General features: G+C 70.1%; 23 protein-coding genes. 13 read left to right on the top strand and 10 right to left on the bottom strand.

All coding sequences use genetic code 11. The features are described 5' to 3' along the window. Positions 1-2: 2 nt before the first annotated feature. The gene (gene argC, locus NRB56_RS32360; RefSeq protein WP_153348129.1) at positions 3-1,082 is read right to left on the bottom strand and encodes an N-acetyl-gamma-glutamyl-phosphate reductase; all 1,080 of its coding nucleotides are present in this window, start codon (positions 1,080-1,082) and stop codon (positions 3-5) included. Positions 1,083-1,197: 115 nt separating this feature from the next. Here argC and NRB56_RS40320 point away from each other — a divergent pair, with 115 nt between their 5' ends. Together NRB56_RS40320 and NRB56_RS32370 are read left to right on the top strand one after the other, a co-directional pair. After that, positions 1,198-1,614 carry an antitoxin VbhA family protein gene (locus tag NRB56_RS40320; protein ID WP_153348130.1) on the top strand — a complete coding sequence of 139 codons (417 nt, stop codon included), beginning with the start codon at positions 1,198-1,200 and terminating at the stop codon, positions 1,612-1,614. Continuing rightward, positions 1,611-2,180, top strand: a complete 570-nt coding sequence (locus NRB56_RS32370; protein WP_153348131.1) for a Fic/DOC family protein — start codon at positions 1,611-1,613, stop codon at positions 2,178-2,180. Before NRB56_RS40320 ends, NRB56_RS32370 begins: the two co-directional genes overlap by 4 nt. A gap of 30 nt (positions 2,181-2,210) precedes the next feature. Here the strand turns inward: NRB56_RS32370 and NRB56_RS32375 are convergent, their stop codons facing one another. The 4 genes from NRB56_RS32375 to NRB56_RS40325 form a co-directional block, all read right to left on the bottom strand. Then, complete coding sequence (locus tag NRB56_RS32375) at positions 2,211-2,975, bottom strand: SDR family NAD(P)-dependent oxidoreductase (RefSeq protein ID WP_153348132.1); 765 nt, start codon at positions 2,973-2,975, stop codon at positions 2,211-2,213. 67 nt (positions 2,976-3,042) lie between these two features. Continuing rightward, positions 3,043-3,624 carry a TetR/AcrR family transcriptional regulator gene (locus tag NRB56_RS32380; RefSeq protein WP_153348133.1) on the bottom strand — a complete coding sequence of 194 codons (582 nt, stop codon included), beginning with the start codon at positions 3,622-3,624 and terminating at the stop codon, positions 3,043-3,045. 68 nt (positions 3,625-3,692) lie between these two features. Further along, on the bottom strand, positions 3,693-5,162 hold the full coding sequence (locus NRB56_RS32385; protein WP_194291068.1) for an alpha/beta hydrolase: 1,470 nt from the start codon (positions 5,160-5,162) through the stop codon (positions 3,693-3,695). A gap of 432 nt (positions 5,163-5,594) precedes the next feature. Continuing rightward, positions 5,595-6,464 (bottom strand): AraC family transcriptional regulator, encoded by an 870-nt coding sequence (locus NRB56_RS40325; RefSeq protein WP_319943851.1) that lies wholly within the window; start codon positions 6,462-6,464, stop codon positions 5,595-5,597. Positions 6,465-6,614: 150 nt separating this feature from the next. On the opposite strand from NRB56_RS40325, the gene NRB56_RS32395 reads away from it, so the two are divergent. Continuing rightward, positions 6,615-7,619, top strand: coding sequence for a saccharopine dehydrogenase family protein (locus NRB56_RS32395; protein ID WP_153348135.1), 1,005 nt, complete (start codon positions 6,615-6,617; stop codon positions 7,617-7,619). A 5-nt stretch (positions 7,620-7,624) separates the two neighbouring features. Here NRB56_RS32395 and NRB56_RS32400 read toward each other — a convergent pair whose 3' ends face one another. Continuing rightward, positions 7,625-7,993 carry a MerR family transcriptional regulator gene (locus tag NRB56_RS32400; protein ID WP_153348136.1) on the bottom strand — a complete coding sequence of 123 codons (369 nt, stop codon included), beginning with the start codon at positions 7,991-7,993 and terminating at the stop codon, positions 7,625-7,627. Between the two features lie 64 nt (positions 7,994-8,057). Between NRB56_RS32400 and NRB56_RS32405 the strand changes: the two genes are divergently transcribed. Then, positions 8,058-8,927, top strand: coding sequence for a polysaccharide deacetylase family protein (locus NRB56_RS32405; RefSeq protein ID WP_153348137.1), 870 nt, complete (start codon positions 8,058-8,060; stop codon positions 8,925-8,927). Here the strand turns inward: NRB56_RS32405 and NRB56_RS32410 are convergent. Further along, complete coding sequence (locus NRB56_RS32410; RefSeq protein WP_153348138.1) at positions 8,903-9,544, bottom strand: TetR/AcrR family transcriptional regulator; 642 nt, start codon at positions 9,542-9,544, stop codon at positions 8,903-8,905. The genes NRB56_RS32405 and NRB56_RS32410 overlap by 25 nt on opposite strands. Positions 9,545-9,554: 10 nt before the next feature. Continuing rightward, positions 9,555-10,412: an SDR family NAD(P)-dependent oxidoreductase gene (locus NRB56_RS32415; protein ID WP_153348139.1), complete on the bottom strand. Its 858-nt coding sequence runs from the start codon at positions 10,410-10,412 to the stop codon at positions 9,555-9,557. Between the two features lie 116 nt (positions 10,413-10,528). Here NRB56_RS32415 and NRB56_RS32420 point away from each other — a divergent pair, with 116 nt between their 5' ends. From NRB56_RS32420 to NRB56_RS32430, 3 genes are all read left to right on the top strand, one after another. Next, positions 10,529-11,503: an alpha/beta hydrolase gene (locus NRB56_RS32420; protein ID WP_153348140.1), complete on the top strand. Its 975-nt coding sequence runs from the start codon at positions 10,529-10,531 to the stop codon at positions 11,501-11,503. A gap of 388 nt (positions 11,504-11,891) precedes the next feature. Further along, positions 11,892-13,361 (top strand): WS/DGAT/MGAT family O-acyltransferase, encoded by a 1,470-nt coding sequence (locus tag NRB56_RS32425; RefSeq protein WP_194291069.1) that lies wholly within the window; start codon positions 11,892-11,894, stop codon positions 13,359-13,361. Positions 13,362-13,575: 214 nt separating this feature from the next. Beyond that, the gene (locus NRB56_RS32430; RefSeq protein WP_153348142.1) at positions 13,576-13,968 is read left to right on the top strand and encodes a hypothetical protein; all 393 of its coding nucleotides are present in this window, start codon (positions 13,576-13,578) and stop codon (positions 13,966-13,968) included. Positions 13,969-14,006: 38 nt separating this feature from the next. On the opposite strand, the gene NRB56_RS32435 is transcribed toward NRB56_RS32430, so the two are convergent. Beyond that, positions 14,007-14,174, bottom strand: coding sequence for a hypothetical protein (locus NRB56_RS32435; RefSeq protein ID WP_153348143.1), 168 nt, complete (start codon positions 14,172-14,174; stop codon positions 14,007-14,009). 523 nt (positions 14,175-14,697) lie between these two features. On the opposite strand from NRB56_RS32435, the gene NRB56_RS32440 reads away from it, so the two are divergent. The 6 genes from NRB56_RS32440 (at position 14,698) to NRB56_RS32465 (ending at position 20,759) form a co-directional block, all read left to right on the top strand. Further along, a complete protein-coding gene (locus NRB56_RS32440) occupies positions 14,698-15,465 on the top strand; it encodes a hypothetical protein (RefSeq protein ID WP_153348144.1) in 768 nt (255 codons plus the stop codon). Between the two features lie 265 nt (positions 15,466-15,730). After that, positions 15,731-16,477, top strand: coding sequence for a hypothetical protein (locus tag NRB56_RS32445; protein ID WP_153348145.1), 747 nt, complete (start codon positions 15,731-15,733; stop codon positions 16,475-16,477). 106 nt (positions 16,478-16,583) lie between these two features. Continuing rightward, on the top strand, positions 16,584-17,786 hold the full coding sequence (locus NRB56_RS32450) for an argininosuccinate synthase (protein WP_153348146.1): 1,203 nt from the start codon (positions 16,584-16,586) through the stop codon (positions 17,784-17,786). Between the two features lie 265 nt (positions 17,787-18,051). Then, positions 18,052-18,948: a class I SAM-dependent methyltransferase gene (locus NRB56_RS32455; protein ID WP_153348147.1), complete on the top strand. Its 897-nt coding sequence runs from the start codon at positions 18,052-18,054 to the stop codon at positions 18,946-18,948. A 17-nt stretch (positions 18,949-18,965) separates the two neighbouring features. Continuing rightward, positions 18,966-20,387, top strand: coding sequence for an argininosuccinate lyase (argH, locus tag NRB56_RS32460; RefSeq protein ID WP_153348148.1), 1,422 nt, complete (start codon positions 18,966-18,968; stop codon positions 20,385-20,387). Positions 20,388-20,435: 48 nt separating this feature from the next. Then, the gene (locus tag NRB56_RS32465) at positions 20,436-20,759 is read left to right on the top strand and encodes a DMT family transporter (protein WP_153348149.1); all 324 of its coding nucleotides are present in this window, start codon (positions 20,436-20,438) and stop codon (positions 20,757-20,759) included. Positions 20,760-20,967: 208 nt separating this feature from the next. Here NRB56_RS32465 and NRB56_RS32470 read toward each other — a convergent pair whose 3' ends face one another. Next, positions 20,968-24,336, bottom strand: a complete 3,369-nt coding sequence (locus NRB56_RS32470) for a serine/threonine-protein kinase (protein ID WP_227838503.1) — start codon at positions 24,334-24,336, stop codon at positions 20,968-20,970.

Raw genomic sequence — 24,336 nt, forward strand, 5'->3', positions numbered from 1 at the left:
GGTCACGGGGCCACTCCTACGGTGGTCAGTCCGGCGGTCTCGTCGATACCGAGCGCCAGATTCATGGACTGCACCGCGGCGCCCGCGGTGCCCTTGGTCAGATTGTCGATCGCGCCGATGACCACCAACTGCCCGGCGTCGGCGTCGACGGCCACCTGCAGCGTGACCGCGTTGCTGCCGAGTACCGAACCGGTCTGCGGCAGCACACCTTCCGGCAGCAGATGAATGAAAGGCTCGTCGGCATAGGCTTTTTCGTATACCGCACGCGCCTGCGCGGCGTCCACTCCCGGCCGCAGCGCCGCGGTGCAGGTGGCGAGGATGCCGCGCGGCATCGGCGCCAGCACCGGCGTGAACGAGACCGCGATGTCGACCTCGGCTCCGCCGTCGGCCGCGGCGAGCTTCAGGTTCTGGGCGATCTCGGGCGTGTGCCGATGCGCCCCCGCGATGTTGTAGGCCCGGGCCGAACCCATGACCTCCGAACCGAGCAGCCCCACGTCGAGCTTGCGGCCGGCCCCCGAGGTGCCGCTGACCGCGACCACGGTCACCGTCGGCTCCACGATGCCCGCCGCGACCGCCGGCGCCAGGGCCAGGCTCGACACGGTGGGATAGCAGCCGGGCACCGCGATCCGGGTCGCGCCGCGCAGCCGATCCCGCCCGCCGGGCAGTTCCGGCAACCCGTACGGCCAGCTTCCGGCATGCTCGGACTTGTAGTACTTCTCCCAGGCCGCGGCATCGGTGAGCCGGAAATCGGCCCCGCAGTCGATGATCACCGTGGACTCGGGCAGCAGCCGCGCGATCGCCGCCGACTGCCCGTGCGGCAGCCCGAGGAACACCACATCGTGCCCGGCCAGCACCTCCGGAGTGGTCTCGGCCAGCACTCGATCCGCCAGCGGCAGCAGATGCGGCTGCAACGACCCCAGCGTGCTCCCCGCATTCGACCCCGCGGTCAGCGCCCCGATCTCGAGGCGCCCCGCTCGGTACGCTGGATGTCCGAGGAGCAGACGCAGCACTTCACCGCCCGCATAACCGCTCGCACCGGCCACCGCGACCCGCAACACGGGCCCACCCGAGGTATCCGCCATGTGATGATTATGCACGATTGTGCAAGCTCATTCACGGAGGGGGTGCGAGCGTGGTTCGACCTTCGTCACGACAGGCCCCGAATCGACCTCGTACGGCAGCAATTTGTACAAATTTGTGAGCAGATTCTCGCCGAGCTCCGGTATCGTCGAAGGTGTGACACCACCTCTGCTCATCCATCCATTGGCCGAAGTCCGCGAACAGCTGTCGCAGGTTGTCAGCGAATTCCGGGCCGAGGGCGCCACCGCGCAGCCGGTGGTCTTCGGCGCGCATCGCAAGGCCGAGGCCGTTCTGTTGTCGTATCAGGCCTACCGCGAAGGATACGAAGCGTTCCAATCGCTTCGCCGAGAGTGCGACGAACTGCTCGAACAGCTGTCCCGATACCGAGCCTTCGCTGCTGCTCTCGCATCGGTGCGGGCCGAAGGGCTGGAACCGCCTCCGGATCTCATCGCCCAAGGAGAACGGCTCGTCGCAGGTGAACTCACGGTCGACGAGGCATACGAAGAGGCTCTCCGGCGCTACCGCCGACAATGAGTGCCGACCCGTATGTCGATCCGCAGACAGGTTTGCTGACAAACCTTCTCGGGATCATCGAGCAGGAAGAATTGGCTCGTGCGGAGGCACACCTGACCACACTGGCCTTGTACCGTCTCGACCGCAGAGGACTGCCGGGCAAGTACGATCTCGACCATTTCTGCGCCTTCCATCGCGCGATCTTCGGCGACATCTATGCCTGGGCCGGGCAACTTCGTACGGTCACCATCGCCAAGGGAGATATTTTCTGCCTGCCGCAGTTCATCGAATCCTTCGGTGCCGACATCTTTGCCCGGCTCGCACGTGAAGGCGTGCTGCGCGGGCTCGGGCGTGAGCCCTTCCTGGACCGCTTGACCTATTACTTCGGGGAGGTCAACGCGTTGCATCCGTTCCGGGAGGGCAACGGCCGGACGCAGCGGGCGTTCTGGGGGCAGCTCGCCCGGGAGGCGGGCCATCCGATCCGCTGGCAGCGGCTGGAGCGGGAGCGGAATCTCGAAGCGTCGATCGCGAGTATGCGAGGTGACCCGGAACCGCTGCGCAAGTTACTCGCCGAGCTGACCGAATAGCTTGTGCGGCAGGCGGTTACTGGCGATCGGTCACGCGGAGGTGCCGCCGTCGACGACCAGGTCGTGGCCGACGACGTAGTTCGCGTCGGGGGAGGCGAGCCAGAGGATGGCGGCGGCGACCTCGGCGGGGGTGCCGATGCGGCCGGCGGGGGTGGCGGCGGCGATGCGGGCGTCGCGGTCGGCGGGGGTTTCGCCGGGGGCCATGGACATCGGGGTGTCGGTGGCGCCGGGGCTGACGGCGGTGATGCGGATGCCGTCGGCGATGTGGTCGAGGGCGGCGGCGCGGGTGAGGGCGCTGACTGCCGCCTTGGTGGCGGTGTAGGCGGCGGTGCCACGCAGGCGGCGGTGCGCGCCGATGTTGGAGGAGATGTTCACGATGGCGCCGCCGCCGTGTTCGCGCATGTGGGTGATTTCGTGCTTCATGGACAGGAAGACGCCGGTCAGGTTGACGTCCAGCGTTGTGTGCCAGAGCTTTTCGTCGAGATCGGCCAGCGGGGTGCGAGCGCCGAAGACGCCGGCGTTGTTCACCGCCACGTGCAGGCCGCCGTGGCGTCGGGCCACCTCGGTGACCGCGGCGGCCATCTGCGCGCTGTCGGTGACATCGGCGGTGAGCCAATCGATTCCGGCGTTGCCGGAGGTGTGGACGGCGGCCGCGGCGGCGGCCAGCGAGTCGGGATCGCGGCCGGCGAGCACCACGGTGGCACCGTGATCGGCGAACGCCTGGGCTGTGGCCGCGGCGATTGCTCCGGCGCCGCCGGTGATCAGCACGACCTTGTCGTCGAAACGGGTGCTCAACGGATCCTCTTTTCTGGAATGATCGGTCTTTTATGTTGGCGTGCGGACGTGCTCAGCTGGGCGGGAATCAGCTCAGGGTGGACAGGGCAACTCGGGCCGCGTCGCGCAGGCGGGCGGCGGAGCCGGGGGAGCGTTCCAGTACGCGGACGCCCTGGAGGAAAACCAGCAGGAAGCGGGCCAGTGCGCGCGCATCGCTCTCGGGGGACAGTTCGCCTTGGGCGCGAGCCCGGAGCAATGCGGAGGTCAGCGTGGTTTCCAGGTGGGCCCAGCTGGACTCCACCATGCGCGCGACCTCGCGGTCCCGGCCGGCGAACTCGACCGCGCTGTTGACCACCATGCAGCCGCGGCGGCGCTCGTCCTCCGCGCCATCGGTGATGTAGCGGTCCACGAGCGCCCGTACTGCGGGCAGGACCGGGCCGGGCTGCGACAGCTGCGCCATGATCAGGGGATCGGTGCGGTCGAGATAGCGTTGCAGGGCCTTGGCGAAGAACTCCTGTTTGCCGCCGAAGGTGGCGTAGATGCTGGCCTTCGCGATGCCGAGGTGCGCCACCAGGTCGGACACGGACGTCGCCTCGTATCCGTGCTCCCAGAACAACTCCAGCGCGCGTTCGAGCACGGTGTCCGGGTCGAACTCCTTGGTCCTCGGCATGGCGGCCACTCTACCCATATCTAGACCGTTCGGTCAAAATATAGTGCCGGGTGCTCCGCCGCTGCGGATCATGATGCGGGGCAATGAGTTCCGGATGCGGGCAGGGTGAGGTCCAGCAGGTATCGGTCGCCGGCGGTGGTGGTGCAGGGGGTGCGGCCGTAGGAGCCGTGGCCCCAGCCGTCGTAGCTGAGCAGCACCGCGCCGGGGGTGTGCGCGGTGACCGCAGTGGCCCATTCGTAGGGTGTCGCGGGGTCGTGCAGGCCGTTCATCACCAGGATCGGCGGTGTACCGGTGAGGCGGGGCAGGTGCGGCGGATTCGCCGGCGGTACCGGCCAGCCGGAGCAGACCGCGGCGGCTCCCCAGGCGAAATGCGCCCGCAGCGGACCGGCCGCGCGGTTCTGCTCGGCCCACAGACGTTGCCAGGTGGCCTGATCCGGAATGTCGAAGGTCCAGTCGGAGCACACGATGTACTCGGGCATCGCGGCTGTCGTGCCGCGCGGAATCGGTTGCGGGACTGTGGAAGTGGCGGGGGCGGGGGCTTCGGACAGGGTCCGCAGGTCGGTGGCGAGCGCCGGCCACTCGGGCTGGTAGAGGCGCGCGGTCACGGCGCGACCGAACATCAACGGGTCCATGGCGTGGCCCGGCGCGGCCGGGTCGGGCAGCGTGCCGCGCTCGGCGCGCCGGAACAGGTCCTCGTACAGCGCCGCGACATCCGTGCCGTGCAGCACACAGGCCGGCGTCCGATCACACCAGGACACGAATCCGGTGAACGTCTCCCGGCCGGCGCGGGCCTCCGAGGCCATGAACTCCGCGCCGCCGAGCGAGTGGTCGTCGACGCTGTCGAGGATCAGTGCCCGCACACGGTTTCCGAACTGCTCGGCATAGGACTGGCCGATCATCGTGCCGTAGGAGCGGCTGTAGAGACTGATCCGCTGTTCGCCGAGCGCGTCTCGGAGGGCGTCGACGTCGCGGGCGACGGTGGCGCTGTCGAGATGGTCGGCGATCGGGCCGGTGTAGCGTCGGCAGCTGTCCGCGAGACGCTGCGCGTAGGAATGGATCTCGTCGATCGATCCGCCGGTGTCGGGAATCAGGTTCGGCCATGCGGCCAAGCCGGCGTCACAGCGCATCGGGCTCGTGCGTCCCACCCCGCGCGGATCGAAGCCGACGATGTCGAACCGGTCGTGCAGCGCGGGGGAGAAGCGGTCACCGTGCAGCAGTGTGTCGACGCCGGAAGTACCCGGCCCGCCGGGCAATTCGATCAGGGTGCCGATCCGATCACCGCGGGCCCGGACGCGCGCCACCGCCATCGCCACCGACCCGCCGGCGGGGCGCGATCGGTCGACCGGCACGGTGATTGTGGCGCAATCGATCTCGGCCTTCTCCGGGCAGGGCCGCCACGCCAGGGGTTCGGCCGCCGCCGGGCCACTCGCCGCGGCGACCACACCGGTGCCCATCACCAGCATCACGACGAGGCGGGCGGTCAGGCCCCGGAGTATGCGCCGGCGGCTCACGATCCGTCCGGTCCGCTCGAACGACATACGTGGCAGAGCGATTCGACCGCGCGGCCCCGAGTGCGACCGGAGGCCTGCCGTCCACCGTTGGCGCCAGGCGTCCGGCTCGGCTGCGATGGTGCGCCGAACTCCGGTACTCGCGGGTAACCGACTGCGCCGGGCCGGAATTCGGCGATCGGACCCGGCCCGGAGACTTTCCGCGGCGGAGGTGGCGGTAGGCGGGAGACGATGCGCCGTGGTGCGGGGTGTGGCGCCGGATGAGCGACGATTGCCCGTGTCGGCAGGCCGGCGGCGATCACTCGTGGTGGGCGGGAGGCGATCCCCGGCGACCGGTGGTGTAGCCGAGGGTACGGAATGATCCCTCGCGGGAGACGGTGTCGCGGCGGGTGAGTAGCGCATGGGGCCGATCGTCGGGCTTCCCGGCCCTTCGGCTCATCACCCGTGCGGGTGATTCTGCGATCACTCCCCGGTACTACCCGTGGCGGGATACTCGGGCGCGGCGGCGGCGAGGTGGCGGTAGCGCCCGGGGGCGACGCCGAATTCGCGCTTGAAGGCCTTGGCGAACGCGTATTCCGAGGTGTAGCCGACACTTTCGGCGACCACCCGCAACGTGTCGTCGGTATCGCGCAGTCGCCGCGCCGCCAACGTCATCCGCCAGCGGGTGAGGTACGTCTGCGGCGCCACGCCGACGGTCTCGGTGAATCGCTGCGCGAACGACGAGCGCGACATGTGGGCGCGGTCGCCCAGCGTCTGCACGGTCCAGGCGTTGGCGGGGTCGCGGTGGATCGCGCGCAGCGCCGGGCCCAGATCCGGATCGCTCAGCGCCGCACCCCAGCCGGCGTCCCCGTCCCGGCCGTCGTACCACGCCCGCAGCATGAACAGCAGCAGGATCTCCAGCAGCGGTCCGACGGCGCCGGAATCGGGATCGGTGTCGAGTTCGCGGGTGAGCAGGTCCAGCGCGGTGTCCAGTGCGGCGGGTCGCCGGGGCCCGGCGGGCAGATGCAGTACCTCGGGTAGTTCGGTGAGCAGTGGATGCCGGCGGGAGCGATCGAAACGGTAAGCGCCGCAGAGCAACAGGGTGGGTATGCCGAGAACGTGGCCGCCGATCGAGTGGGCGACTCCGCGGGGCAGCAACACCACATCGCCCGCGCCGAGTTCCCGGGGCGGCTGCCCGGCCGCGGTCAACCGGCACGTACCGCGCAGCACCAGGTGGAATCCGACCGAATCGGTCGCCTCGAACCGGTCTTCCCACGGCGTGCGCCGCTCGGTCCGTGACGAATGCGGAGCGCCGATCCGCAACTCCGCCACGACATCGCTGATAACATCCACCCCACAACCTTATTGCGGTGCGGGCGGGTCCCGGACGATCGGACATCCGCGGCGGCAGTTCGGACATCGTCGCGGCGACAGCGCATTCCTAGCGTGGATGAGGAGCCGGCGACCGCCGGTCCACGACATCGGGACGACGGAGTATCTCTGATGAAGATCGCGGTATACGGCGCAAGCGGATTCACCGGCCGCCTGGTGGCGGCCGAACTGATCCGCCGCGAACTGACACCGGTCCTGATGGGCCGCAACGAAGTACGGCTGCGTGCCATCGCCGACGCCGAGGTCCGGGTGGCGGACCTGGACGACATCCCCGCGCTGGCGCGGGCATTCGGCGACTGCGCGGCGGTCGTCAACTGCGCGGGACCGTTCACGCTGTGGGGTGAGCCGGTGATCCGCGCGGCGCTCGCCGCCGGTTGCCACTACGTCGACACCACCGGTGAATTGCATTATCTGCACGAGGTACTGGGGACCGTGGGCCCGGCGGCCGAGGCGGCCGGGGTGACCGTGGTTCCCGGGATGGCCGACGACGGCGGGCCCGGCGACCTCATCGCGCACCTCACGGCGGCCGGTCTGCCGGATGTGACCGATCTGCTGATCGCCGATCTGCGCCGGGGTGGCGGCGCGTCGCGGGGGACCGTGCGATCCATGGTGGCGGTCGCCGAACGGGAGCCGCTCGAGTACGTGAGCGGAGAGTGGCGCGCCGTCCCGATGACGCCGGTCGCGCCGATCGAAACCCCCGGAGAGTCGGAACCGGTTGCGGTGCAATCGTTCCCGCTGCCGGGCGTGGCCACGATTCCCCGTCACATCACCACGGGCCGGGTGCGCTCGGCGATCCGGGACGAAACCGCCGCGCTGTTCGGGAGCTTGACCGCCGAAGTCGTGGAGTCCGTGCCGGAGGTGGTCGACGAGCAGCAGCGGGCCGAGGGTCGCTGGCTGATGCTCGCGGAGGCGACCGCGGGCGACGGCACCCGGGCCCGCGGCTGGGTCACGGGCCCCGACGCCTACGGGCTCACCGCGGTGATCGCCGTCGAGGCCGCACATCGGCTCGTTGCGGGCGGAGTACCGGCCGGTGCGCTACCACCCGCCGTGGCTTTCGACCCCGCCGATTTCCTCGATTTCCTTATCCCGCATGGGGTTACCTGGAAGGTCGAGTGATCGGCTCAGACGCTGGTGCAGGTGCGCAGCGAGGCGACGTAGGCCGTCATCGCGTCGCGGTTGCGGGTGAGCAGTTCGATGCGCTGGGTGAGGCGGTCGCGCTGCTGCTCGAGGGTGTCGATGATCTCCGGTGAGGCGTCCGCGAAATGGATGTCGGCCGGATCCTCGAGGCAGGGCAGGATCTGCCTGATCAATCGGGTGGGCAGGCCGGCGTCCAGCAGACCGCGGATGTGTATCACCTGGTCGACCAGGCGCTCGTCGTAGTCGCGATAGCCGTTGGGGGAGCGGGCGACTCGGATGAGACCCTGCTCCTCGTAGTACCGCAGCAGCCGGGCCGGGGTACCGGTGCGCTCCGCGAGCTCGCCGATGCGCATATGTCCTACCTCACAGGATTCTCGGTTGACCTTCACATCTGTGTGATGGTTTCAGGATAGCCGCATGAGCACCGACATCACCCTCTTCGACTACAGTCCCATCACCGAGCGGGAGGCGATCCACTGGCCCGATGACAAGCGGGTCGCCTGCTACATCGGCCTGAACATCGAGCACTTCTACGCCGATCTGCCCGGCACCGCGACCCACGAGGGCACCACCGCGCTGACCCCGGACCCGCTCAACTACGGCTGGCGCGACTACGGCCCCCGGGTCGGCTTCTGGCGGGTACTCGAACTGCTCGACAAGTACGGTATCAGGGCCAGCGCTCTGCTGAATTCCGATGTGGCCGAACGGTATCCGCAGATCATCGCGGCCGGGAATCAGCGCGATTGGGCGTGGCTCGCGCACGGCAGCAGCAACAGTCTGCTGCACACCGGTTATTCGGCCGACGAGGAACGAAACGTGCTGCGCGACATCGTCGGCACGATCGAGAAGGCCACCGGCGTCCGTCCGCGCGGGTGGATGGGACCGGGCCTCACCGAGACCTTCCACACCGCCGAACTGCTGGCCGAACTGGGCTTGAGCTACACCCTGGACTGGACCAACGACGATCAGCCCTACCGCCTCAACGTCCCCGGCGTGCTGAGCGTGCCGTATTCGGTGGAGCTCAACGACATCGGCGTCTTCGTCAGCAAGGGACTGACCGGTCCCGATTTCGTCCGGATGGTGCGCGATCAGCTGGATCAGCTGTACGCGGATTCCGCGGACAGCGGCCGGGTGCTGGCGCTGGCCCTGCACCCGTTCGTCATCGGGCAGCCGTTCCGGCGCCGCTACCTGGACGAGGCGCTGGACTACATCGCGAACCATCCCGGCGTGTGGCTGACCACCAGCGACGAGATCGCCGGCCACTACCTGCGCGGCGCCGGGGCCTGACCGGCGTCCGGCCCGAGTTCGGCGCGGCCCGCGACCAGTGCGCGGGTGGCTGCGGCGGCCTGCTCGGCGGCGGACTCCCGCGCGGATTCGCCGGTGCCGAAGGCGCCGTCGAGCAGCAGCAGGGCATGGCCCTGCGCGGTCGCCGCGACGACCGCGGCGAGTGTTTCCCCTTGTGCGCCGGCCAGTTCGGTGGCCGGGCCGGCGAAGGCGGTGATGATCGGGGCCGCCGCGGCGGCGATCTCGGGGTGCCGGGTCTTGTCGAGCCCCGAGGTCGTGAGCGCGCGGAACAGCGGCCGCTCGGTATCGGCGAACCGGACGAAGGCCCGGACGGCGGCGCACAGCCGATCCTGCGGGCCGGCGTCGCCGTCGATGCCGGCCAGGTGCTCGGCCAGCCGCTGTGCCGCGCGGACGGCGACGGCGACGAGCAGCGCCTCCCGATCGGCGAAGTGCCGGTAGGGGGCGGAGGCGGCGACGCCGAGGCGGCGGCTCGCCTCGGCCAGGCTGAACGACTCCGGGCCCTTCTCGGCGAGCAGTTCGATGGCGGTGTCGACGAGTGCGGCGCGCAGGTCGCCGTGGTGGTAGCGACCGCGTCCGGACGGTCCTGCGCGCCGGATCATGCCGACCGGTTCATGCGGGCCGGGGGAACGGGGTCATCCGGCGCATGACCGCGTCCCAGCCGCGATCGCCGAGCCAGCGGCGGACGACGGGCGCGGCCTTGGCCTGGGCGCCGACCGGGTACCGCGGCCGGGGGCGGCGGGCGGTGACCGCCCGCAGGATCACCGCCGCGACCTCCTCGGCCGGGAGGATCCCGCGGGCACCCTCCCGGTACGCGCGCTCGATCATGGCGTCCACACTTGCTTTGTACACCGTGTACGCGCCGGTGCCGGGACCGGTGGGGTTGTTGCGGTAGGTGTTGGCCACGAATTCGGTGCGCACGGCGCCCGGTTCGATCAGCGATACCCGGACGCCGAACGGCGCCACCTCGAATCGCAGTGCGTCGGAGAGGGATTCGAGCGCGTACTTGGTCATCGAATAGGGGCAGCCCAGTGGCGGAGTGACCAGGCCGGCGGCCGACCCGACGTTGACCACGAGACCGGCGCGCTGGGCGCGCATGCCGGGCAGCACCAGCCGGCACAGGCCGATCGGCCCGAACACGTTGGTCTCGAACGTCTCCCGGACCAGGTCGAGCGGCACCTCCTCCACCGGCGCGCCGCCGCCGTGTCCGGCGTTGTTGATCAGCACGCCGACGGCCCCGTGCTCGGCCTCGATCCGCCGCACCGCCGTGGCGCGCGAATCCTCGTCGGTGACATCGAGTTCCAGGGTCCGGCAGCCGGCCTGTTCCAGGTCCGCCAGGGTTTCGGGGCGGCGGGCCGAGGCCCAGGTGGGGAATCCGGCGCGGACCAGCGCCAGGGCGGTGGCCCGGCCGATGCCGGAGGAACATCCGGTCACCAGGACCGCGCGGGAGGGCTGTTCGCGAGAGTTCATGTGAGAAGCATTCACAATGTGAATGGTACTCACACGAGCGCGTGGCGGCAACGGCCCGGCTCGCGGCGGGAACGGACGTACCGGGCCCGCCGCCACCGGTCGCCGATACTGACCGCATGGGACTCCACCGACGCCGGCGCGACCCGCTGACCTCCGAGGATGTGTCGTTCGACGGCGCGGGCTGCCGGTTGGCGGGTACCTTCGCGCCCGTCACGGATCCGGTCGCGGCCGCGCTGCTGGTGCCCGGATCCGGCCGGGTGGACCGGGATTCGAATCTGCGCTGGCTGCGGCTCGACCTCACCCGGCTGCTCGCCGAAACGCTCGCGCCGCTGGGTGTCTCGACCCTGCGCTACGACAAGCGCGGAGTCGGCGCCAGCGGCGGCGACTACCTGTCCACCGGTTTCGACCGCCGCCGTGACGACGCGCGCGCCGCACTGGACTGGCTGGCCGGGCGGCTGCCGGGGGTGCCGTTGCTGATCGTCGGGCACAGCGAGGGCGCCATGCACGCGATCGAACTGGCCGCCGAGGGCGCGGTGTCCGGCGCGGTACTGCTGAGCGCGGCGGCCAGGTCCGGCGAACAGCTGCTGGAGTGGCAGGGCGCCGCGTTGCTGTCCACGCTGCCCGGCCGGCTGACCGCGTCCCTGCGGTACGCGCACCTCGACCCGCTGGTGTCGCAACGCAAGCGGCTGGCCCGGATCCGCGACTCCCCGGCGGCGGTCATGCGCCTGCAGGGCGTGCGGGTGAACGCCCGGTGGCTGCGGGAATTCGCCGGCTACGACCCGGCCCCGGCGCTGAGCCGCATCACCGTGCCGGTGCTGGCGATCACCGGCGGTCACGATCTGCAGGTGCCGCCGGAGGACGTCGACGCGATGGGTCGCCTGGTCCGCGGCCCCTTCGACGGCCGGGTGGTCGGGGATCTCGGCCACCTGCTGCGACCCGATCCGCGGCGGCTGGGCATGCGCGGGTATCGCCGTACGGTGCGGCTCCCGATCGACCCGGTGGTGCCGGCGTCGATCGGGGAATGGGTTGCCGCACACTGGCCGCGGACCGACCGGTCCGACGCCGATGACGTTCTCATGATCGATTGTTGAGCGCTCGGAGAGTGGGTACGTCCCAGTCTGTGACCGGTTCCAGCGAGCCGTTCGGACGCGCAGTATTAACAAGCCGTTCCGGCCAGACCGCCACGAACGGGCTTGTCGCCCACTAGACTCGCTGGCAGCCAAGGCCCTCGAGGATCGGCGCTCCCCGCGCAGCGTTGCCGGAGCCGACCGTTCCGCGCTCGTGCCGCGATGCACGACAACCGCCAGTGATGCCGCCCGCGGAGCGTCCGTCGATGGCGCCGTACAGCGTGTCTGTCAGAAGTCGTCGGCCCGTATTCGTGGTCGGTTGTGATGTTTTCCGGAGACAACCATGACTCGTGCCCCTGACCGTTCCACCGAGACGTCCGCGCCGCGGATGCCGGTGAATCCCATCCGAATCGTGAAAAGCCAGCTGTGGCAGCACATCCGGCCCGATACCGCTCGCGATGTCTCGCCGCCGGTGTCGGAAGATGATACGGTGCACCGGATTTCGCGTGCCGGCTCGACTGCCGCGCCGCGCCAGCTCACCTCGCTGGATCATCAGCTGCTCGATGCCGACCTCGAGACGACCCCCCTGCACATCGGGGTGCTCGCCCTGCTGGATTCGGGTGCCGCGCCCGCGCCCTTGACCGCGCCCGCCGTACGGCGGCTGTTCGCCGAGCGACTACATCTGGTCCCGGCGCTGCGCTGGCGGCTGCGTACCGTGCCGTTCGGGGTCGACCGGCCGTACTGGGAGGACTGCGCCACGGTGGATCTCGGTTGCCATGTGCGCGAGATCCGGCTCGGCGGCGACGCCGGTGACGAGGAACTCGGTGCGCTGATCGCCCGGCTGCACGAGACACCGCTGGACCGCGATCGGCCGCTGTGGGAGTGCTTTCTGGTGTCGGGGCTGTCCGCCGGCCGGCAGGCGCTGTACGCCAAGGTGCACCACGCCGTCATCGACGGAGTGTCGGCGGCGGAGATCTTCGCGGCGGTCTTCGACGCCTCGCCCGAGCCGGTGGCGCCCCCACTGCCCGCCGACGGGGTGCGCCTGCACCACACGCCGGGCATGGTCGAGATGCTGGCGCGCAGCGTCGGTACGGTGGTCGGCCGGCAGGCCGAGCGGGTGCGGACCCCGGTGCGGGTGGCGCCGACGCTGCTGCGCGCGGTCGCGGATCTGCGCAAGAAGCATCCCGGCGTGCCGTTCAACGCCACCAACACCGCCCGCCGCAGCGTCGCCTACACCTCGCTGCCGCTGGCGCCGATCAAGGAGATCAAGCGCAGCGTCGACGGCACCGTCAACGACGTGGTGATGGCCTTGTGTACCACCGCGTTACGGCGCTGGCTGGCCGACCACGACGTACCCGCCGACGCGCCGCTGCTGGCCGCCGTGCCGATCTCGGTGCGGACCGCCGAACAGGCCGGCACCGCCGGCAATCAGTTCTCGGTCATGTTGTGCGAGTTGCCGATCGACGAGCCGGATCCGCATCATCGGCTGAAGCTGTTGCACGCCGGTCTGCTGGAATCGAAGCAGAAGTTCCGGGCCGGGACGCCGACGGTGCTGCACGAGGCCGCCGGGCTGCTGCCGTCGGTCGCGCACGGCGCCGCCACCCGCGCGTTGCTGCGGGTCGCCGCGCCCGCGCTGCCGCTGACCAACCTGATCATCTCCAATGTCCCGGGCCCGCAGTTCCCGTTGTACGCCGGCGGCATCCCGGTGCTGGCCGGCTATCCGATATCGGTGCTCACGGATCTGTCCGGCGGATTGAACATCACGGCCATCTCCTTCGACGGCCACCTCGACGTCGGCATCGTCGCCTGCCCCGACAGCGTGCCCGATGTGTGGGACCTGGCCCGGTATCTGCACCACGCCCTCGCGGAACTGCGGTACTGATCCACTCCCGGTGAGTGCGATTGGCAATCGTCTGGCAACTGTGGGAAATGTGGCTGCAACAAGGGAGCAACGGATCGGAAATCGATACCTGCTTCCATGGTGCGGGTCCGGACCGCCGCACCGCTCGGAGGGAGTGCCGATGTTCGAATCCTGTTGCACACCACATGATGTCACGCACTTATTGCGTTTCCGTTTCGGACTCCCGGTGCGGCTGGTGGCCGGTCGGCCCGCGGTGGTGTGCGGCGGTGCGATCGGTGCGATCGGCATGCCCGCCGAGCTCGGTGTCCAGGTTCTGCAGCTACTCAGCAATCATTGCGGGCCGGTGGTGACCGATCCGCGGGGCACGATGTGGACGTTCTTGGTCGCGGGTATGCGGTCCGGTGTGGCCGGGTCCGGCGACGGCGCGGGCGCCGGGGAACGGTTCGGCGACACTACCGTGACCGTGCACCCGGCCGGTCGATCGGTATTGCTGCCGATGTCCGACACCGGCTTCGGCTGGCGCTGGGCCCGGGAGCCACAGCCGGGCCGGTTGCGGCTGCCGCAGCCGGCCGCGGTGCTGGACGCGCTGGACGCGGCGCTCGGGTCCGAGCGCGCCGCGGCCGGCTGACGCGTGCCCGGCCCGGTCACCGGGCCGGGCACACCCCGTCATGCCAACGGATACTGCCCGGGCGGGAAACCGCCATAACCGCCATAACCGCCGTACCCGTAACCGCCCGGGTTCGCGAGATCGCCGATGAGCGTGAAAATCGATTGCCCCAGGGACAGTACGTCCGAACCGATGGTGCTGAAGATACCCGCAAACGTCGACAACATTCGCCACGTCCTTCTGCCTACCGAGGGATGGTCCGTCCCAGCGTGACATACCGCCGGCCCTCCGCCGACGCGAATTCATTGAATACCAGTAACTTTGGGGCAATTGTCGCCTTCGCTCCATGTTCCGAGGTGCGGTATCGCGCCGCCGCGCAAGTGATCCGGGCTTTTCGACGTACCCCTCCGCCGAATTACATCCGATGAATTCGACGCGTGAAGAGTTCAGATTCCGATCGGAACATTCGTTGCGAATTGGCAATCTATTGGTTACCTTGACGGGGCAAATTGTCACCGATGCCCGCGAACCGACGCGGATCGATACGTCGTGTTCGGCGTGGAGACGGCGGAAGCGCGCGGGTATTCATCCGCCCGGCTCGTGCCAGTTCGGCCCGAGCCATCCCGACGGGTGGTGGCAGCGCAGTTAGGAGCCCCGGAGAACGGCTCTCGACGATGTGATTACTTCGTACTCGTATACACGCGCAGGCAACGTGATTCGAGCTACGGACCCGGAATGGAAAGACAGTAGATGAGGAAGTTCACGGTCTCGCTCGCACTCGTCATCAGTGCGGCGACCATCGCCGGTGGTGTGGCAAACGCCGATCCGGCGCCCGCCCAGCAACTGGCTCAGCCGATCGCGACCGACGTCCAGGACGTCGACGCCAACGGCGTGCACTACACCGTCGGGCGTGACGGCGACGCCGTCGTCCTGACGTCCGAGAACGGCAGCTTCCAGGCCGTCGACGGCAGCCTGGTCGTCTCCGACGGGGACGGCGCGGCGGTCGACTCGCTGCCGCTGTCCTACAACAAGGACAACGTGGCGTTCCCGATCGCGGCCCAGATCGACGGCGGCAACGTGCGGCTGACCCCGGCGACCACCGGCGGCGTCCCGGCGGACATCGCGCAGGCGCAGCACACCACCGAGTCGTTCACCCCGCGTGACCAGCAGGAGCTGTCGGCGTTCTCGTCGCGGGCCTCCATCGCCAGCACCACCGGCGCGATCATCGGCGCGATCGTCGGCGGCGGCATCGGCTGCATCGCCGGCGCGGTCGTCGGCTCCGTGTCGACCGCCATCACCACCCTGTTCGCCGGCGTGCTGCCCGGCGCCGTGGTCGGCTGCATCGCGGGTGTGGCCACCATCGGCGCGGTCGGCACCCTCGCGGGCGCGGCCCTGGTCGCGGGCCCGATCGTGCTGTGGTCCGCGTACCAGTACTTCAGCACCATCACCGCGCCGTGCACCGGCCCGGGCGCGTACTGCGTCGATCCGGCCGCTCCGAAGGCGCCGGACGCGAAGTAATCGCACCGTGTGAACGATCGGGCGTGCCATCGAATTCGGTGGCACGCCCGATTCTTTCGTGCCGAGCCGCGTTCCTGCCGAATTCTCTACTCTAGAGCAATTTTTCGGTGATCAGGGCTGTTCGGAATTGTTCCGCGAACTCGCCCGCACCCGGTGCTTCCGGCCCTACTCTTGTTGCGCTCGTGCCGAACAAGTTGCCCCGAATCCGGAAGCGCTTCAGCAACACGGCCTTCCGCGATCCGGATCGAGGGAAGGTGCGCAGATCATGAAATCCGGTGTCCCCTTCGCGATCGCCGCGATCGTCATCGTGCTCGCCGGTGGCCTGGCCGCCGCGGATCCGCTGCCGCCGTCGTCCCCGCCGGGACAGGCCGTCACGATCGAGGGCAGACGGTACTTCGTCGCCCGCGACGACGACGCGGTGATCGTCACCGCCGCCGACGCCGACTTCGAGACCGCCGGCGACAGCCTGCTCGTCCGCGACGGCGACGAGGTGGTCGACTCGCTGCCGCTGTCCTACCGCCTGGACGCCGTCGCCTTCCCGATCGATGCCGACGTCGACGGGAACACCGTGCGGCTGACCCCGGCGACGGATGCCGGAGTCCCCGAACGAGGTCTGTTCGCCGCCGCGGCCACGGCCCGGACCGTCGAATCCTTCACCCCCCGCGATCAGCAGGAGCTGACCGCGTTCTCGCAGCGGGCCACCATCGCCGGCCTGGTGGGCGCGGTGGTCGGCGCGATCGTCGGCGGTGGGCTCGGCTGCCTGGCGGGCGCGATCGTCGGCTCGGTGACCGCGGCGGTGACCACGCTGCTGGCCGGAATGCTGCCGGGTGGGATCGTCGGCTGCATCGCCGGTATCGCGCTGATCGGCGCGGTCGGCACCATCGCCGGGGCGGCGCTGGTCGCCGGTCCGATCCTGCTGTGGTCGGCATTCCAGTACTTCACGACGATCCTGTCGCCGTGTATCGGGCCGGGCAACTACTGTGTCGATCCGGCGGCGCCGAAGGGCAGCTGAACCGGTCCGACCCCCGATTGTGAATGGGCTTGCATCATCGTGCATAATCATTTGCAGGTGGAGCGGGCTGCCCATTCGTACAAAAAATTCTGAGGAGCGCATGAACATGGCCGATCGCGTCGTACTCGCCTACTCCGGCGGGTTGGACACCTCCGTCGCCATCAGCTGGATCGGCAAGGAGACCGGGGCCGAGGTCGTCGCGGTGGCCATCGACCTGGGCCAGGGCGGCGAGGATATGAACGTCGTGCGGCAGCGCGCGCTCGACTGCGGCGCGGTCGAGGCGGTCGTGGTCGACGCGCGCGACGAGTTCGCCGACGACTACTGCCTGCCCACCATCCAGGCCAATGCGCTCTATCAGGGTCAGTACCCGCTGGTGTCGGCGATCAGCCGCCCGCTGATCGTCAAGCACCTCGTCGAGGCCGCCAAGTTCCACAACGCGAGCACCGTCGCGCACGGCTGCACCGGCAAGGGCAACGACCAGGTGCGGTTCGAGGTCGGCATCGGCGCGCTGGCCCCCGATCTGACCGTCATCGCCCCGGTCCGGGACTACGCCTGGACCCGGGAGAAGGCCATCGCCTTCGCGGAGGAGAACAGCCTCCCGATCAACGTCACCAAGAAGTCGCCGTTCTCCATCGACCAGAACGTGTGGGGCCGCGCGGTCGAGACCGGATTCCTCGAGGATCTGTGGAACGCGCCCACCAAGGACGTCTACGACTACACGGTCGACCCGACCGTCAACTTCGAGGCCCCCGACGAGCTGATCGTCACCTTCGACCGCGGTGTGCCGGTCGCGATCGACGGCCGCCCGGTCAGCGTGCTCGAGGCGATCGTCGAGCTGAACCGCCGCGCCGGCCGCCAGGGCGTGGGCCGCCTCGACATGGTCGAGGACCGGCTCGTCGGCATCAAGAGCCGCGAGATCTACGAGGCGCCGGGCGCGCTCACCCTGATCGCCGCCCATCAGGCGCTGGAGAACGTCACCCTCGAGCGCGAGCTGGGCCGCTACAAGCGCCAGATCGAGCAGCGCTGGGGCGAGCTGGCCTACGACGGCCTGTGGTACTCACCGCTGAAGCGGGCCCTGGACGCCTTCGTCCGCGACACCCAGGAGCACGTCTCCGGCGACATCCGGATGGTGCTGCACGGCGGCAACGCCGTGGTCAACGGCCGCCGCAGCGAGCAGTCGCTGTACGACTTCAACCTGGCCACCTACGACGAGGGCGACACCTTCGACCAGTCGCTGGCCAAGGGCTTCGTGCAGATCCACGGCCTGTCCTCCAAGGTCGCCGCCCGCCGGGACCTCAGCAAGAAGTAACCGGACCGCGACCGCACGACCGGTCGGGCCGCTCCGACCCGCAGGTCGGGAGGCGGTATGGCTGCTGCGCTGAGCGGGTGGCCGGGCGCCGCGCGTTCCGGCGGCAGACCCGGGTGCGACAGCTGAGAGCGGTCGGCGGATCAGCGGGTGCCCGCTGCGTGCCGGCCGCGCGGTCCAGGCGTAGCGTCGGGTGGCGTTCGACCACCGACGTGGGTGTCCTGACGCGGTATCCGGCAGGAACCGGTGGAGTCCGACAGGAGGCGTGATGCGAACCGACGGCGACAGCTGGGAGATCACCGAGAGCGTCGGTGCGACCGCCCTCGGGGTGGCAGCCATGCGGGCGGCGGAGACCCGCCGTGACGACGCGCTGTTCCACGATCCGTATGCCGAGCGGCTGGTGCGGGCCACCGGTGACAGCGGCTGGGCCCGGATGCTCGACGGTGACTTCGCGCGGCGGCGGGCGGAACTCGGGCGCGCGGGTGTGGGCAACGGTGGCTTCCTGGTCGGCCGTACCGTCTACTTCGATGAGTACTTCGCCGCCGCGACCGCCGCGGGGCTGCGGCAGGTCGTGATCCTCGCCGCGGGGTTGGACGCGCGGGCCTTTCGACTCGAATGGCCTTCCGGCACTGTGCTTTTCGAGCTCGATCAGCCGAAGGTGCTGGCGTTCAAGGCTGGCGCGCTGACCGGTGTGGCGCCGGCCGCCGATCGCCGTGAGGTGGCTGTCGACCTCCGGCAGGACTGGCCGAAGATATTGCGGGACAACGGCTTCAACCCCTCCGCCCCGACCGCCTGGCTGGCCGAGGGACTGCTGCGGTACCTGCCCGCCGACGCCCTGGATCGCCTGTTCGACAACATCGACGGGCTCAGCGCGACCGGCAGCCGGATCGCCCTGAACTCCGGGCAGGTCCGGTCGCGGCGCTCCGAGTACGAGCGGGTGGCCCGTGCGAAGCTGTTGGCCGACATCGGCATTCAGCTCGATCTGGACGGCCTCTGGTACGACGAGGCGGGCCGTAGCGATCCGGCGGAATGGTTCGGCGGGCGCGGCTGGACGGTGTCGTCCACCAGCCTGGCCGAGGTGCTGAGCGCACACGGCCGCCCGACCTCGGCGGACGAGTCCGCCGACATCGACCGACACACACTGTTGACCGCGATCCGCGGGTGAGGAGAGACGACGCAGCGATGAGCCAGGGTGGCAGCACCAACGAAGGGGCGTTGTGGGGCGGCCGGTTCGCCGCCGGTCCGGCGGAAGCGATGGCGGCGCTGAGCAAGTCGACCCATTTCGACTGGGCGTTGGCGCCCTACGACATTCGCGCCTCCAAGGCCCACGCCCGGGTCCTGCACAAGGCCGGGCTGCTGTCGGACGCGGAGCTGGCGGGTATGCAGGACGGCCTGGACCGGCTCGCCACCGACGTCGCCTCCGGCGCCTTCGCCGCCGCGGAATCCGACGAGGATGTGCACGGCGCGCTGGAACGCGGCCTGATCGACCGGGTCGGTCCCGAACTCGGCGGCCGGCTGCGAGCCGGCCGGTCCCGGAACGACCAGGTGGCCACGCTGTTCCGGATGTGGCTGCGCGACGCCGCCCGCCGCGTCGGCGCCGGCGTCCTGGACGTGGTCGACGCCCTGGTGGCGCAGGCCGCCGCCCATCCGGACGTGGTGATGGCCGGTAAGACCCATCTGCAGTCCGCGCAGCCGGTGCTGCTGGCGCATCAGCTGCTCGCGCACGCTCATCCGCTGCTGCGCGACCTGGATCGGCTGCGCGACTTCGACAAGCGCGCGGCGATCTCCCCCTACGGCAGCGGCGCGCTGGCCGGCTCCTCGCTCGGCCTCGATCCGGAGGCGATCGCCGCGGATCTGGGTTTCGATGCGGCGGCGGCGAATTCGATCGATGCCACCTCCGCCCGTGACTTCGCCGCCGAGGCCGCGTTCGTGTTCGCCATGATCGCCGTCGACCTCTCCCGGCTGGCCGAGGAGGTGATCATCTGGAGCACACCGGAATTCGGCTACGTGACGCTCGCCGACGCCTGGTCCACCGGCTCCTCGATCATGCCGCAGAAGAAGAATCCGGACGTCGCCGAGCTGACCCGCGGCAAGACCGGCCGGCTGATCGGCAACCTCACCGGCCTGCTGGCCACGCTGAAGGCCCAGCCGCTGGCCTACAACCGTGATCTGCAGGAGGACAAGGAACCGGTCTTCGATTCGGTCGCCCAGCTGGAACTGCTGCTGCCCGCGCTGGCGGGCCTGGTCGCCACCCTGACCTTCCACCCGCAGCGGATGGCCGAATTGGCTCCCGCCGGTTACACACTCGCCACCGATATCGCCGAATGGCTGGTCCGCCAAGGCGTTCCGTTCCGCGACGCGCACGAGGCCGCGGGAGCCTGTGTGCGACTGGCCGAATCGCGCGGTGTCGGCCTGGCCGAACTGACCGACGGCGAGTTCGCCGCCATCGACCTCGCGCTGTCCGCGGAGGTGCGCGAGGTTCTGACCGTCGAGGGCTCGATCGCCTCCCGCAACGCCCGCGGCGGCACCGCCGGTGTCCAGGTCGCGAAGCAACTCGACGAGGTCCGCCAGGCGGTCACCGAGGCCCGCGCCCGGCTGCGCTGATCGTCCCGTGGCGGTGGCTCCGGCCGCCGCCACGGTTATCGTGCGGTCATGATGTTCGTGCTGTTGGCGCTGGCCATCGCGTCCGAGGTGTCGGCGACGATATCGCTGAAGTTGTCCGAGGGGTTCACCAAACCGGCGCCGGCGGTGGTGGTCGTGATCGGCTACGTGGCGGCGTTCGTCTTCCTGTCGCAGGCGCTGAAGCGCGGCATGGCGGTCGGCGTCGCCTACGGTGTGTGGTCGGCGGTCGGCGTGGTCGCCGTCGCGATCATCGGCGCGCTGTTCCTCGGTGAACGGCTGACCGCGATCCAGATCGGCGGGATCGGGCTGCTGGTGCTCGGTGTTCTGGCCCTGGAACTCGGTGGGGCGCATTGATTTCGGCGCCGACCCAGCCGAGCTCGCGCTTTCCAGCAGCCGGTCGGTGCCGAAGCCTCCGCGGTGCACCGATTATCGAGCACGCCGATCCGGTCGGGATGCGCCGCCGTAGCCGAGGGCCTCACTGATCGGGCCGGATGCGTCACCGCCGACCGTACGGCCACAGTTGTCGGGCGCGCCCGACCGCGAAACGCGAGACGCACAAGCCCTATTCGCCGGTAGCAGGGACGAGTCCGAGGGCGGTGACGATGTCGGAGATGCCCGGCCCCGCGTCCGCGATCGGCCGCGGCAGGCCGTGCTCGATGCACAGCGTCACGGCCGGGCGTGCCGCTGTCCGGGCGTCCTCGGCCCGGCCCGCGGCCCACAGGCAGCAGGCGTGCAGCAGCCGCGCGTCGACGAGTGCCCCGGCGCGCTGCGGCTGGATCTCCCGCACGAGCCGTTCGGCACGTTCGCAGGCGGCGGCGGTGGCCTCCGGCGAGCCCTGTGCCAGCAGCAACCGGATCGCCGAATCCTGATCCAGCTCGGCGGTCGCCGCGAGCACCCGGGTCGGTTGCCGCCGATACAGCGGTAGCTGCGTGAGCCGATCCCGCACCTCGTCCGGGATCGGCAGCCCGATCCGCACGCGCTCGTTGGTGATACGGGCGGCAACGCGGGGCATCGAGAGTTCGGCGGCGAAGCGATCGCCGATGCCCAGCAGATGCGTCGCGCGTTCGATGTCGCCACGCGCGGCCGCCAGCCGCGCGCCGGTGCCGTAGGTGGAGAGCAGGAAATCACCGGTGCCCGGATGCCGTTGCGCGGCCGCGGCGGCGGTCAGCAGCGTGTCGGCCTCGGCGAGGCGGCCCTGCTGATAGCGCAGGCCGCCGAGCAGTGCCTGGGTGAGCACCGTGGCGCGGGCCACCAGTTCCGAACCGCGCGGCGCGGCGGCCTCGGCCGCGGCGAAATGCGCTTCGGCGGCGTCGATGTCGAGTTCCTCCGCGGCGGCCAGCCCCCGCATGCAGTGCGGATGCAGGGTCGCGAACGGCGACAGGTCCCGGCTGAAGCGCAGCACGGTCCGATACCAGTGGTCCATCGCGGCGAAATCCAGCCGGTTGAACGCGTCGGTCGCCGCGAGATCGGCTGCCGCCAGCGCCATCCCCGGATCGGGCAGAGTGTCGATGTACGCGGTCACCGACTCCGGTACCGGTTCGAACCGATCGGAGATGTAGCTCTCGATGCCCGCGATCAGGTCCGCCTCGACATGGAAGACGGTGTTCTCCGGCTCCGGCGGCGGGTTCGCCGCCAGCGCGGCGCGGGCCCGGCGGAGCGCCGCGCGGACCCGGGCGCCGCGGCCCAGACCCGCGTTCGCCCAGCCGACACACAGGTGCAGCAGCGGCCGGTCGTCGGTCAGCGGGCTGGGCAGCTTCGCCATCAGGCCCAGGAAGGTGGCCATCTGGGAGGCCGCGATCAGTTGCATGGCATGGGATTCGACGAGGGTCACCGCCAGTTCCTCGTCGTCGGCGGCGAGCGCGTGGTCGACGGCGTCGGTGAGCAGATTGTGCTCGGCGAACCAGGCCGAGGCGCGCGCGTGCAGGACCGGCACGTGGTCGGGGTCCAGATACCCGAGCCGCCGCTGCAGGTGGTCGGCGAACAGCCGGTGGTAGTGGAACCACTCGTCGTCGTCCTGCCGTTGCAGGAACAGGTTGCGATCGGCGATCTGCTCCAGCAGTTTCCGGCTGTCGGTGCGGCCGGAGAGCGCGGTGGCCAGACTCGCGCAGATCCGGGACGTGACGGTGGTGGCCATCAGGAAGTCCAGCAGTTCCGGATCGAGCGACTCCAGCACGTTCTCGGTGAGATATTCGCCGATCGCGTGGTGCCGGCCGCTGAGGTTGTCGATGAACCCGGCCGGATCCGCGCGCCCGGACAGCGACAGCTGGGCCAGCCGCAGTCCGGCGGCCCAGCCCTCGGTGGATTCCCGGACCTTGCCGACCTCGGCGGGGTCCAGCTCCAGCCCCGAGGTCCGGACCAGGAATTCGTCGGTCTCCGCCGGATCGAAACGCAATGCGGTCGTGTCGATCTCGACCAACTCGTCGTCGACCATGAGTCGGCTCAACGGCAGGCCCGAGCGGTCCCGGCCCACCAGGACGATCCGCAGATGATGGCAGCCGTGTTCGAGCAGATAGGCCATCGCGGCCCGGGTGGCGACACTGCCCACCCGCTGCCAGTCGTCGACGATCAGCACGACCGCCTGCCGGCTGTCGTGGATCTCGTCGATCAGCGTCGACAACACGGAACGCGTGGCGTCGGTGGCCCGCTCCTGCAGCAATGCCACGAGTTCGCGGGCGATTTCGGGCCGGACCCGGCGGATCGCCTCGATCAGATGGGTCAGGAACCAGACGACGTTGTCGTCGTCCGGATCGGCGGTCAGCCACGCCACCGGCACACCCTCGGACCGCAACCGCCGGGCCCACTGCGCGGCCAGCGTCGTCTTGCCGAAACCGGCCGGGCCCAGGATGGCGATCAGGCGCCGCTGCTCACCGCCGCGCAGGATGTTCAGCAGCCGCGGCCGGTCGATCATGGTCCGGGTGGCGGCGGGCGGCCGGAATTTCGTCGCGGCGAACGGCGGTGGCGGCGGCGTCGGGGGACCGGCGATCTGGGCCATCGGCGGCCGGTCGGTCGGCTCGGCCGCCCCGGGCACGGCCATGGCGTCGACGGGTTGCCCGGTGAGCCGCTGGGCCTCGCGCAACTGCTCGCCGAATTCGATCGCGGACGCCGGTCGCTCGCGCGGATCCACGGCCAGCGCGCGCTCCAGCACCGTGCACACCGCATCGGGGACACCGTGTTCGCGCAGGTCCGGCGGCCCGCCCGCGGCGATCCGGGCCAGTTCGGCGTCCGAGACGTCGCGCAGTGGCCCGCTGCCGTGCCGCCGCGCCGGAGAATGCCCGCTGACCAGCGAGAACATTGTGGCGCTCAGCCCGTAGACGTCGGCGCCCGCGGTCGGTGTGGCGCCGTGCAGGATCTCCGGCGCGGTGAAGGCGGGCGTGCCGTGGACCATCGCCGAGGTGATCGTGGCGTCGTCGCCGAAGCGGGCGATCCCGAAATCCGACAGCTGCGGTTCGCCGTAGTCGGTGAGCAGGATGTTGCCGGGCTTGACGTCGCGATGCACCATCCCGAGGGCGTGCGCGGCGGCGAGCGCCCCGGCGATCTTCACTCCGACGGACACCACGTCGGGCCAGCGCAGCGGACCGTTCGCGCGCAGCAGCCGATCCAGCGAGCCGCGGGCGTAGAACGGCATGACCAGATACGGCCGGCCGGTCGAGGTGATGTCCACGTGCAGGATCTGGACGATGTTCGGATGGCCGGACAGCCGCCCGAGGGCCCGCTGTTCCCGCAGGAACCGGACGCGCTCGTCGCCGCCGACGTCGGAGGTCAGCACCTTGACGGCCACCGAACGGTCGAGGGCGGGTTCGCGGCAGCGGTACACGACGCCGAAACCGCCGCGGCCGACCTCCTCGGGTGCATCGAAACCGGCCGCCACCAGTTCTGCGGCGACCCCGGTGAACATGCCCCGCTGCGTCGCGGCCTCGTCCGATTCGGCCAT

Source organism: Nocardia aurantia (assembly GCF_009604425.1).
Classification (GTDB): Bacteria; Actinomycetota; Actinomycetes; order Mycobacteriales; family Mycobacteriaceae; genus Nocardia; species Nocardia aurantia.

Excerpts from the sequence above, each read along its gene's own strand:
- argC (WP_153348129.1), bottom strand. The coding sequence starts at position 1,082 with ATGGCGGATACCTCGGGTGGGCCCGTGTTGCGGGTCGCGGTGGCCGGT.
- NRB56_RS32370 (WP_153348131.1), top strand. The coding sequence starts at position 1,611 with ATGAGTGCCGACCCGTATGTCGATCCGCAGACAGGTTTGCTGACAAAC.
- NRB56_RS32380 (WP_153348133.1), bottom strand. The coding sequence starts at position 3,624 with ATGCCGAGGACCAAGGAGTTCGACCCGGACACCGTGCTCGAACGCGCG.
- NRB56_RS32385 (WP_194291068.1), bottom strand. The coding sequence starts at position 5,162 with ATGTCGTTCGAGCGGACCGGACGGATCGTGAGCCGCCGGCGCATACTC.
- NRB56_RS32395 (WP_153348135.1), top strand. The coding sequence starts at position 6,615 with ATGAAGATCGCGGTATACGGCGCAAGCGGATTCACCGGCCGCCTGGTG.
- NRB56_RS32400 (WP_153348136.1), bottom strand. The coding sequence starts at position 7,993 with ATGCGCATCGGCGAGCTCGCGGAGCGCACCGGTACCCCGGCCCGGCTG.
- NRB56_RS32405 (WP_153348137.1), top strand. The coding sequence starts at position 8,058 with ATGAGCACCGACATCACCCTCTTCGACTACAGTCCCATCACCGAGCGG.
- NRB56_RS32410 (WP_153348138.1), bottom strand. The coding sequence starts at position 9,544 with ATGATCCGGCGCGCAGGACCGTCCGGACGCGGTCGCTACCACCACGGC.
- NRB56_RS32415 (WP_153348139.1), bottom strand. The coding sequence starts at position 10,412 with ATGAACTCTCGCGAACAGCCCTCCCGCGCGGTCCTGGTGACCGGATGT.
- NRB56_RS32420 (WP_153348140.1), top strand. The coding sequence starts at position 10,529 with ATGGGACTCCACCGACGCCGGCGCGACCCGCTGACCTCCGAGGATGTG.
- NRB56_RS32435 (WP_153348143.1), bottom strand. The coding sequence starts at position 14,174 with ATGTTGTCGACGTTTGCGGGTATCTTCAGCACCATCGGTTCGGACGTA.
- NRB56_RS32440 (WP_153348144.1), top strand. The coding sequence starts at position 14,698 with ATGAGGAAGTTCACGGTCTCGCTCGCACTCGTCATCAGTGCGGCGACC.
- NRB56_RS32445 (WP_153348145.1), top strand. The coding sequence starts at position 15,731 with ATGAAATCCGGTGTCCCCTTCGCGATCGCCGCGATCGTCATCGTGCTC.
- NRB56_RS32450 (WP_153348146.1), top strand. The coding sequence starts at position 16,584 with ATGGCCGATCGCGTCGTACTCGCCTACTCCGGCGGGTTGGACACCTCC.
- NRB56_RS32455 (WP_153348147.1), top strand. The coding sequence starts at position 18,052 with ATGCGAACCGACGGCGACAGCTGGGAGATCACCGAGAGCGTCGGTGCG.
- argH (WP_153348148.1), top strand. The coding sequence starts at position 18,966 with ATGAGCCAGGGTGGCAGCACCAACGAAGGGGCGTTGTGGGGCGGCCGG.
- NRB56_RS32465 (WP_153348149.1), top strand. The coding sequence starts at position 20,436 with ATGATGTTCGTGCTGTTGGCGCTGGCCATCGCGTCCGAGGTGTCGGCG.
- NRB56_RS32470 (WP_227838503.1), bottom strand. The coding sequence starts at position 24,336 with ATGGCCGAATCGGACGAGGCCGCGACGCAGCGGGGCATGTTCACCGGG.